At 63.0% G+C, this 335-nt stretch carries 1 pseudogene; it reads left to right on the plus strand.

From position 1 onward, the window contains the following. Positions 1 to 335, plus strand: a pseudogene (locus IM317_RS23840) (TonB-dependent receptor); the annotation flags it as partial.

The following is a 335-nucleotide window of genomic DNA, read 5'->3' on the forward strand; positions in this document are numbered from 1 at the left end:
GTATCGGCCGCGATTATATCGACCCGTATATGTACGGCAGCGTGGATATCCAGTCCGGCGCCACCTCGACGGAAACGGCCAACAGCGCTATCGGGGGGAATGTCTCCTTCCGCCCGAAATCGGCGGATGATTACCTGCGCCCGGGCAAGACCAGCGCCTTCGGCTACCGCAGAGGTTACGACTCTGCGGATCGCAGCTGGCACAACGGGGTGACCGTCGCCGGCGGCGATGAGTTCCTGCGCGGGATTTTGGTCTATAGCCGCCGTGACGGCCAGGAAACCGAAAACAACAGCGGCACCGTCGACGCCTACCCGGCGAACTGGCACTCCGATGCT

Origin of the sequence: Enterobacter cloacae complex sp. S3 (assembly GCF_014930495.1) — a bacterium.
In the GTDB taxonomy this organism is placed as follows: Bacteria; Pseudomonadota; Gammaproteobacteria; order Enterobacterales; family Enterobacteriaceae; genus Enterobacter; species Enterobacter asburiae_B.